Origin of the sequence: Bilophila sp. 4_1_30, from assembly GCF_000224655.1 — a bacterium.
GTDB lineage: Bacteria > Desulfobacterota > Desulfovibrionia > Desulfovibrionales > Desulfovibrionaceae > Bilophila > Bilophila wadsworthia.
Genome location: NZ_JH114266.1, coordinates 1 through 1,032, shown reverse-complemented (window position 1 = coordinate 1,032; position 1,032 = coordinate 1). Strand labels below are relative to the sequence as shown.

The 1,032-nt window shown below is 63.0% G+C and carries 1 protein-coding gene; it reads left to right on the top strand.

The annotated features are described in order from the left end of the window. Positions 1-165: 165 nt before the first annotated feature. A complete protein-coding gene (locus HMPREF0178_RS20060; RefSeq protein WP_009369367.1) occupies positions 166-936 on the top strand; it encodes a hypothetical protein in 771 nt (256 codons plus the stop codon). The last annotated feature ends 96 nt before the right edge of the window (positions 937-1,032 follow it).

Sequence of the window (1,032 nt, the reverse complement as noted above, 5' to 3'; positions counted from 1 at the left end):
CTCGAAAAAGCTGCAGGTGTTCCTCGCTGGCGTCCCCTGCTTTCCGGGGGACGATCCGGCAAAGGATCAGTTCCGTGAAGTCGGGCAGCCCGGCAGCATGTCGACGGCCATCCAGTGGCACGACGAAATCCCGACAGACTACGACATACATGTGAGGGTGAAATAATGGGGTTCCCCGGTATCCTGCAAAAGCTGTTTTCCGGTGGAGGCAAGGGCGGAAAGCTCAGGCCGGAAATCGTCCCGGACATCGAGCCGCGGGGCGTCGTCAAAATGTGGTACGGCGAGGCCTCCGCCGTGCCGGAAGGTTGGGCGATCTGCGACGGCACGCAGGGCACCCCCGATCTGCGTGACAGCTTCATCATCGGCGCTGGCGGGAAGTACGCGCTGGACGCCAGGGGCGGGGCCGCATCGGCAACGCCGGACGTGAGCACGGGGACGGCCAAGACGGGGATCAGGCTTGCCGATGCCGCGCCGGGAGGCACGGCGGGGAACTCGGGAACCGGGATCGGCATCCAGAACGCCGCCCTCAATATCTGGACCGGGGCGGCCGGGACAGGGATCGGCATTCAAGGGACGACGCTGGATTGGAATACCCTTCCGAGCCACACGCACCAAACCCCCTCGGATCGATCTGAGGGGTCAGATACCAGCTTGAACGATTCTGGTTCTGGCCATCCTCCAGATGGTTACGCAACGTCTACGGCTGCGGGCAACAGTTGGGGCCATGCACACGGCGTCTCAGACCCCGGGCACGCGCACGCTGTAGGCTCAAGCGAACACGCCCACGGCGTCTCTGATCCCACGCACGGGCACACGGTAGCAACAGAGGCCCACAGCCACACGCTTACGGACGGCGGCCACGCCCATACGGTCACGGCAAAGGCGATCAGCACCTTGCCCCCGTATTGCGCGCTCCATTTCATCATGAAGCTGTAGGGGGGAGAGATGATCCGCAGAGAGAGAGAGAGAGAGAGAGAGAGAGAGAGAGAGAGAGAGAGAGAGAGAGAGAGAGAGTAGTAGGGTACGTACGTA

What these genes read in the sequence shown, in the direction of transcription:
- HMPREF0178_RS20060 (WP_009369367.1), top strand. Translation starts at nt 166, where the DNA reads ATGGGGTTCCCCGGTATCCTGCAAAAGCTGTTTTCCGGTGGAGGCAAG.